The sequence below is a fragment of the Caulobacter sp. GW456-12-1-14-TSB4 genome (assembly GCF_059424195.1).
On the sequence record NZ_JBWKZF010000042.1, the window covers coordinates 21,384 to 29,631 of the forward strand.

Below are 8,248 nucleotides of genomic sequence, written 5' to 3' on the forward strand. Positions count from 1 at the left end.
CGATGCCTCCTCAGCACCCGCCACGCCGTCTTCCGACCTCGGGCCTCGCCCTCCTGGCCTTGGCTGGCCTTAGCCTCGGGGCCTGCACCACGCCCGCGCGCCAGGTCGACCTGAAGCTGCCCAACGCCTACGAGGCCCCGGCCGGCAAGATCCTGGCGTCGCAAGCCCTGGATCAATGGTGGACCGCCTTCAACGATCCGGTCCTGAACGATCTGATCACGACGGCCCTGGCCCAGGCCCCCGACGCCCGCCTCGCCGCCGCCCGCCTGGACGAGGCCCGCGCCGTTCGCGAAGGCCAGATCCGCCAGATCTACATCCCGCAGACGCCGCTGACCGGCTCGGCCAAGCGCACCGACACCCACATCATCGACCAGACCGGGGCCGGCGGCTTCACCCAGGGCGGGGTCAGCAAGACCTATTCGGCCAATTTCGACGTCTCGTGGGAGCTGGACCTGATCGGCCGTCGCGGCGCCGCCCGCCGGGTGGTCGACAACGATCTGGCCGCCGCCCGCTTCTCGTATGAAGGCGCCCGCGCCGCCCTGGCCGCCAATGTCGCCCAGAGCTACTTCGAGGCGCGCGGCTACGCCGTGCAGCTGGAAGACGCCAAGGCCAACGCCACGATCGCCGAGAACCTGTTCAAGGTGTCCGACGAGAAGGGCCGTCGCGGTCTCTCCGCCACCTCGGAAGGCGACCGCACCGCCGCCGACCTCGCCCAGGCCCAGGCCCAGGTCGCCCAGCTGGAAGCCCAGCTGCAGGCCTCGCGCCGCAGCCTGCTGATCCTGGTCGGCAAGGGCGTCGATCCGCTGGCCAGCCTGCCGGTCGAGCCGATCCTGATCAAGGCGCCGCCGGTCCCGGCCGCCGCGCCCGCCGAGCTGCTGGCCCGCCGTCCCGACGTCCGCGAGGCCGCCGCCCGCCTGGCCTCGGCCTCGGGCAATCTGAACATCAGCGAGCTGGCCCTGTTCCCGACCCTGACCCTGACGCCCGGCGTCGGGATTTCCAAGTCGATCAATCCCAGCTTCCTGCAAGCCGGCTCGGCGGTCTCGACTACCAGCTCGGCCTGGACCCTGGGCGCCAACCTGTCGATCCCGGTGCTGAACATCCCCAAGCTGATGTCCGACATCAAGGTCAGCGGCGCCCAGGTCGAGCAGGCCGCCGTGACCTACGAGCAGACGGTGCAGAAGGCGTTCGGCGAAACCGAAAGCGCTCTCGTCCAACAGGATGCGGACGAGCGTCGCGTCACCCTGCTGGCCGCCGGCGAGCGCCGCGCCGCCGTGGCTTACGAGGCCAGCCGCAAGGGCTACGCCATGGGCCTGACCGACCTGACCACGGCCTTGCAGGCCGAGCAGTCCTGGCGCGGGGCCCGCACGGCCCTGACCGGGGCCCAGACCCAGGCGCTGCAACGCGCCGTCCAGACCTACAAGGCGCTCGGCGGCGGTTGGTCCCCGCAGAGCATCCCCAGCAAGCCCTCCGCGCAATGAGACCCGCCCCGATGACGACCCGTTACCTGATCGCCACCGCCCTGGTCTGCTCCGCCGTGGGCCTCACCGCCTGCGGTGGGAAAAAGGACAAGGACGCCGCCCCCGCCAAGACCGCCGCCGCGCAAGCGCGCACGGTCAGCATCGGCAGCGTCGAGACCCGCCCCCTGGGCGGCGGGGTCGAGGCCTCGGGCCAGCTTGTCTCACGCGAGGAAGCCGCCGTCGGCTCGGAGCTGACCGGCTACCGCGTCGCGCGGCTCTATGCCGACGAAGGCGACTGGGTCCGCGCCGGCCAGCCGCTGGTCCAGCTGGACGACACCCTGCTGAAGGCCCAGGTCGAGCAGCAGGCCGCCGTCACCGCCCAGTCCCAGGCCGAGGCCAAGCGCGTCGAGGGCATCGACGGCCAGGGCATCCTGTCCCAGGAGCAGATCGAGACCCGCCGCTACCAGGCCAAGGCCCAGGAAGCGGCGCTGAAGGAGCTGCGCACCCGCGTCTCGCGCATGACCATCACCTCGCCGGTCAGCGGCCGGGTGCTGTCGCGCGGCGTGCAGCCCGGCCAGATCGCCGGCGGCGGCACGACCCCGTGGTTCACCATCGCTCGCGATGGCCTCGTGGAGCTGGACGCCGAGGTCAACGAGGCCGACCTGGCCGGCATCCGCGCGGGCCAGGCGACGCAAGTGTCCCTGCCCGGCGGCCAGTCGATCTCGGGCGTCGTGCGCCTGGTCAGTCCCCGCGTCGACAGCGGAAGCCGCCTGGGCAAGGTGCGCGTGCGCCTGCCCGTGCGGGACGACCTGCGCCCCGGCGGCTTCGGCCGCGCCAGTTTCGGCGCCTCGGGCGCGGCGGTCACCGCCATCCCCGAGTCCGCCATCCGCTATGAGGCCGATGGCCTGTTCGTGATGACCGTCGACAGCAACAACCGCGCCCACATGGTCGGGGTGAAGGTCGGCCAGAAGGGCGGCGGCTGGGCTCAGCTGGTCCAGGGCCCGCCGGCCGGCACACGCATCGTCCTGGGCGGCGCCTCCTTCGTCACCGATGGCGACGTGGTTCGTCCTAACCCGCAGGCGGCCCGCTGATGGCTGACACCCACAATGCCGGTCACAAGACCGGCGAACTGAAGATCTCCGCCTGGGCGATCAAGAATCCGATCCCCGTGGCGGTGCTGTTCATCGCCCTGATGATCGCCGGCATCGGCTGTTACCTCGGCCTGCCCATCAAGCAATTCCCGAACGTCGAGTTCCCCGCCGTGACCGTGACGGTCACCCAGAGCGGCGCCGCGCCCGGCGAGATGGAGACCCAGGTCACCCGCCCGATCGAGGACGCGGTGGCCAGCATCTCCAACGTCAAGACCATCAGGTCTTCCGTGGTCCAGGGCGCCTCGACCACGACGATCGAGTTCAATCTCGGCGAGGACCTGCAGAAGGTCACCGACGAGGTGCGCTCCAAGGTCGACCAGACCCGCGCCGTCCTCCCCCGCGAAGTGGACGAGCCGATCGTCCAGCGCCTGGAGATCACCAGCGCGCCGATCATCACCTACGCCGTCTCGGCGCCGAACATGAGCGCCACGGAGCTGTCGTGGTTCATCGACGACACCGTCACCCGCGCCCTGCAGGGCGAAAAGGGCGTGGCCCAGGTGGCGCGCGTCGGCGGCGTGGACCGCGAGATCAACGTCATCATCGATCCCGACCGCATGGCGTCGTTCGGCGTGACGGCTCCGCAGCTGAACACGGCCCTGGCCAATTTCAGCGTCGACGCCCCCGGCGGCCGCGCCAATGTCGGCGGTCGCGAGCAGACCCTGCGCGTGCTGGGCGCGGCCACCACGGTCGAGCAGCTGCGCCAGCTGACCATCCCGATCGCCGGCGGCCGCTATGTGAAGCTGACCGACGTCGCCCAGGTGGGCCAGGGTTCGGAAGAGCAGCGCGGCTTCGCTCGCCTGGACGGCAAGTCCGTCGTCGCCTTCCAGGTGATGAAGACCCGTGACTCGAGCGACGTCGCCGTCGAGGACAACGTCAAGAAAGCCATCGACGCCCTGGCTCAAAAGCAGTCCGGCGTGTCGTTCGTAAAAATCTTCTCGACCGTCGACGAGACCCGCGCCAGCTTCGCCGCCACCGAGCACACCCTGCTGGAAGGCATGCTGCTGGCCTCGCTGGTGGTGTTCCTGTTCCTGCGCGAGTGGCGCGCCACCCTGATCACCGCCATCGCCATGCCGGTGTCGCTGGTGCCCACCTTCGCCTTCATGGCGATCATGGGCTTCTCGCTGAACGTCGTGACCCTGCTGGCCCTGACCCTGGTCATCGGCATCCTGGTCGACGACGCCGTGGTCGAGATCGAGAACATCGAGAAACGCGTGGCGCGCGGACAACGTCCGTTCCAGGCCGCGATCGAGGGCGCCGACGCCATTGGTCTCGCGGTCGTGGCCACCACCTTCACCATCGTCGCGGTGTTCGTGCCGGTGTCCTACATGCCCGGCACGCCCGGCCAGTTCTTCAAGGAATTCGGCCTGACCGTCGCCGTGGCGGTGCTGTTCTCGCTGGTCGTGGCCCGCCTGCTGACCCCGCTGCTGGCCGCCTATTTCCTCAAACCCGCCAAGGACCCGCACCCGCGGAAAGAGTTCAAGGGCTTCTACCGCAACGTCCTGGACTGGTCGCTGGACCACCGGATTCTGGCCTGCATCATCGGCGGCCTGATCTTCGTCGGCTCGATCATGCTGGCCGGCTTCCTGCCCACAGCGTTCCAGCCGGCGGCCAACAACAACTACTACTACCTCAAGGTCCAGGGCCCGCCCGGCGCGACCACGGCCGACATGGAGCGCACCGTCCAGTCGGTGACCACCATGTTCCGCAAGCGCTCGGAAGTGGCTCACGTCTTCGCCCAGGTCGGCTCGAACATCGGCAGCGGCTGGGGCGGCCAGAGCGGTACGGATATCCGCGACGCCACCATCACCATCGTGCTGAACGGCAAGCGCGACATGACGGTGACGGAGATCAAGCAGGCGGTCCGCAACGGCCTGCACGACATCCCCGACGCCCGGGTCAACCTGCTGGGCGACTGGGGCACGTCGGAGGTCCAGACCATCCTGATCGCCGAGGACGGCCCGTTGCTGGAACGCACGGCCGCCCAGATCGAGAAGGAAATGCAAAAGCTCTCGACCGTCGCCGATCCGCGTCCGTCCTCGCCGCCGTCGGGTCCTGAGATCCTGATCCGGCCCAAGGCCGACGAGGCCGCGCGCCTGGGCGTCAACTCGGCCGACATCGCCGCCATCGCCCGCGTGGCCACGGTCGGCGACATCGACGCCAACGTCGCCAAGATGACCCAGGGCGAGCGTCGAATCCCGATCCGCGTGCGCCTGCCGGCCGACAGCCGTCGCGACCTCGAGGCCCTGGGCGCCCTGCGCGTCCCGACCGCCAACGGCGGCACGACCCGGCTCGACACCGTGGCCGACCTGTCGTTCCAGGCGGGTCCGGCCAAGATCGACCGCTTCGCCCGCAAGCGTCAGGTGACCATCGAGGCCGACCTCAACAACGGCGCGCAGCTGGGCCAGGCCATGACCGACGTCGGCAACCTGCCGACCATGAAAAAGCTGCCCGCCGGCGTCGGCCCCGCCACGGCCGGCGACCAGGAGGCCTTCGTCGAGCTCTTCACCGGCTTCGCCGTGGCGCTGCTGTCGGCGGTGGGCCTGGTGTTCGGCGTGCTGATCCTGCTGTTCCGCAGCTTCTTCAAGCCGATCACCATCCTGTCGGCCCTGCCGCTGGCGATCGGCGGCGCGTTCTTCGCCCTGCTGGTCACCGGCCAGTCGCTGTCGATGCCGTCGCTGATCGGCTTCCTGATGCTGATGGGCCTGGCGGCCAAGAACTCGATCCTGCTGGTCGAATACGCCATCGAGCAGGAACGCGACGGCATGACCCAGCGCCAGGCGATCATCGACGCCTGTCACGAGCGGGCCCGTCCGATCGTCATGACCACCCTGGCCATGATGGCCGGCATGCTGCCGACCGCCATGGGCATCGGCACCGGCTCCGAGTTCCGCCAACCCATGGCCGTGGCCGTGATCGGCGGCCTGATCACCTCGACCGTGCTGTCGCTGGTGCTGGTGCCGGTGGTCTACGAGATCGTCGATGACGTCGAGCGCTGGCTGGCGCCCAAGCTGGCCCGCATGACCACGCCGCGCGAGGCTCAGGCGCAGACCGTCCCGGTGGATCGCCTCTAGTGCTGATCCGGCCGTTTCGCCCCGGCGATGACGACGCCGTCGTCGGGGTGATCCTGCCGATCCAGCGCGAGGAATTCGGCGTCGCCATCACCGCCGCCGACCAGCCGGACCTGGCCGATATCGAGGGCTGGTATCAGACCGGCGCGGGCCAGTTCTGGCTGGCCGAACTGGACGGCGAAACGGTCGGCACGATCGCCCTGAAGGACATCGGCGAGGGCGCGGTGGCGCTGCGCAAGATGTTCGTAAAGCCGATCGCCCGAGGGCCTGTCGGCGCCGCTCAGGCTCTGCTCGACACCGCCCTGGCCCACGCTCGCGACCGGGGCGTCCAGGCCATCTGGCTGGGCACGACGGACGCCTTCAAGGCCGCCCACCGGTTCTATGAGAAGAACGGGTTTGAGCTGGTCGAGACAGCGGCCTTGCCCGCGGCCTTCCCGCGCATGGCGGTGGATACGCGGTTCTACCGGCTGGTGCTCTAGAGCCTCAGCCCAAAACCCTTGTCATCCCGGAAAGCCCGCAGGGCTTGTCCGGGACCCAGGGGCGGCCGGCACAGCGTTCACGCACCCCCTGGGTCCCGAACAGCCTCTGCGAGGCTTCCGGGATGACAAGATAGGGAGCAACTGCCCTCTACCGCACGATCGCCAGCGCGAAGCCATCCCAGCCCTTCTCGCCCACGGTCTGGATCGCGGTTGCGTCCAGGCGCGGATTCTCGGCGATCATCGCCAGGAAGGCGCGGACGCCGATGACGTTGGGGTCCTGGCTCTCCGGATCGGCCACCGCCCCGCCGCGCACGACATTGTCGCCGATGATCACCGTTCCCGGCCGTGACAGCTTCAGGGCCCAGTCCAGGTAGTTCGGATTGTTGGGCTTGTCGGCGTCGATGAAGATCAGGTCGAACGGACCTTCCAGGGTCGGCAGAACCTCCAGCGCTGCGCCTCGGTGCAGGGTGACACGGTCCGCCACCCCCGCCGCGTCCAGGTTGGCGGCGGCGACGTCGGCGTGATGGTCGCTGAACTCGATGGTGTCGATGCGGCCACCGTCGGGCAGGGCGCGGGCCATCCAGATGGTGCTGTACCCGCCCAGGGTCCCGATCTCCAGCACCCGCCGCGCGCCGGTCATCCTTGCATAGAGCGCCAGCATCTTGCCCTGGGTCGCCGAGACGTCGTGCGCCGGCAGGCCGGCCTGCGCATTGGCCGCCAGCGCCGCCTTCAGCCCGGCGTCCTCGGGGGCCAGCAGCGCGGCGAAGTAGCCGTCCACGCATCCCCACTTGTCGGCGTCGGCCAGCGGATAGTCAGGGACGCGCATCCTGGTCTCCTCAGTCGAACCTGGGGGCGTAGCTCAGGCGGCAGACGGTCCACCCGCCCTCCCGCTCCATTTCGAACTTGCCGTTCAACTGCTGGGCCATGGCGCGGACGATGCGCAGGCCCAGGCTCTTGGAGCTGGCGGGATCGAAGCCGGCCGGCGGTCCCGCCCCGTCGTCGCGGACGGTCAGGACATGGACCGCGCCGGACTGGTCCAGATGCACCGTCACTGTCCCCGAACCGCCTTCGCCGAAGCCGTGCTCCAGGGCGTTGTTGAAGCTCTCCAGCATGACCAGCGTCACCGGCGTCGCCTGATCGGAATGCAGGGGCTGCTCGCCGCCCTCCAGGCTCAGGGCCACCCGCGCGCCGGCCGCCGAGGCCGCGCCCGACAGGATGGCGTCGGCGAAGGTGCGGAACGGCACGGGGTCGCCGGTGCGGTTGTGCAGCTCGCGCTGGATCTTGGCGATCACCTCGATCCGCTCGCCGGCCTGGGACAGGGCGTGGCGGGCGTCGGCGTCGGTGACCCCCTGCCCTTGCAGGCGCAGCAGGGCGCCGGCGACCTGCAGGTTGTTGCTCACCCGGTGGTGAAGTTCGCGATAGAGCAGGTCGCGGCTGTCGGCCAGGGCGGCGTAGCGCTCGCGCTCGTCCTCCAGGTCGTCCAGGGCCCGGCGCATGCCGTCGATGAAGAAGAGATCGATCCAGACCACGAAGACATAGAAGACCAGCGTCATCGCGACCGGCAGGGAGAGGTCGAAGCCGCCGTACGGCGGGATGAACCAGTACCAGGCCGCCAGCCCGCACAGGGTGGCGCAGACGATCGCCGGGCCCAGGCCCAGGAAATAGGCGCAGACCACCACGGCCGGGAAGAAGGTCACGTAGGGAAAGCCGGGCGGGAACAGGCCGGTCAGCGCGAACCGCAGCAGCACAGACAGGACGGCCGCCAGCAACGCCAGGCCGTAGCGCGCGCCGTGACTGCCTCTGATCTTGCGGCGCCAGTCCAAATTATACGCTCCCACCGTTCAACGGTGCTGAGCCCTTACAGCGTCGCCGTCAAGCCACCAGCCGACATAGTGGCGAAGCAAAAAGGCTTTGGGCGCCCAAGCAAAAGGCCCCGGAGATCGCTCTCCGGGGCCTTCGCTTAGTTCAGATCAGCGTGTGCTGAAGACGGTCGATTACTCGACGATCTTGGCCACGACGCCGGCGCCGACGGTGCGGCCGCCTTCGCGGATGGCGAAGCGCAGGCCTTGGTCCATGGCGATCGGGGTGATCAG

Annotated in this window: 7 protein-coding genes; 4 read left to right on the plus strand and 3 right to left on the minus strand. The window is 69.5% G+C overall.

The features are described from left to right. Positions 1-2: 2 nt before the first annotated feature. The 4 genes from AC07YH_RS24780 to AC07YH_RS24795 are packed head-to-tail and all read left to right on the plus strand — an operon-like array spanning position 3 to position 6,155. Positions 3-1,478, plus strand: a complete 1,476-nt coding sequence (locus tag AC07YH_RS24780) for an efflux transporter outer membrane subunit (RefSeq protein WP_494749570.1) — start codon at positions 3-5, stop codon at positions 1,476-1,478. After that, positions 1,475-2,548, plus strand: coding sequence for an efflux RND transporter periplasmic adaptor subunit (locus AC07YH_RS24785; protein ID WP_494749565.1), 1,074 nt, complete (start codon positions 1,475-1,477; stop codon positions 2,546-2,548). Before AC07YH_RS24780 ends, AC07YH_RS24785 begins: the two co-directional genes overlap by 4 nt. Then, the gene (locus tag AC07YH_RS24790; protein WP_494749566.1) at positions 2,548-5,679 is read left to right on the plus strand and encodes an efflux RND transporter permease subunit; all 3,132 of its coding nucleotides are present in this window, start codon (positions 2,548-2,550) and stop codon (positions 5,677-5,679) included. The genes AC07YH_RS24785 and AC07YH_RS24790 overlap by 1 nt, the downstream gene beginning before the upstream one ends. After that, positions 5,679-6,155, plus strand: a complete 477-nt coding sequence (locus AC07YH_RS24795) for a GNAT family N-acetyltransferase (protein WP_494749567.1) — start codon at positions 5,679-5,681, stop codon at positions 6,153-6,155. Before AC07YH_RS24790 ends, AC07YH_RS24795 begins: the two co-directional genes overlap by 1 nt. Positions 6,156-6,303: 148 nt before the next feature. Here AC07YH_RS24795 and AC07YH_RS24800 read toward each other — a convergent pair whose 3' ends face one another. From AC07YH_RS24800 to AC07YH_RS24810, 3 genes are all read right to left on the minus strand, one after another. Continuing rightward, the gene (locus AC07YH_RS24800) at positions 6,304-6,981 is read right to left on the minus strand and encodes an O-methyltransferase (protein ID WP_494749568.1); all 678 of its coding nucleotides are present in this window, start codon (positions 6,979-6,981) and stop codon (positions 6,304-6,306) included. 10 nt (positions 6,982-6,991) lie between these two features. After that, entirely contained in the window at positions 6,992-7,978 is a 987-nt protein-coding gene (locus AC07YH_RS24805; protein WP_494749569.1) for a sensor histidine kinase, read from the minus strand. Positions 7,979-8,149: 171 nt separating this feature from the next. Next, the coding region (locus tag AC07YH_RS24810) for an EF-Tu C-terminal domain-related protein (protein WP_420652015.1) at positions 8,150-8,248 on the minus strand (99 nt) is incomplete at its 5' end.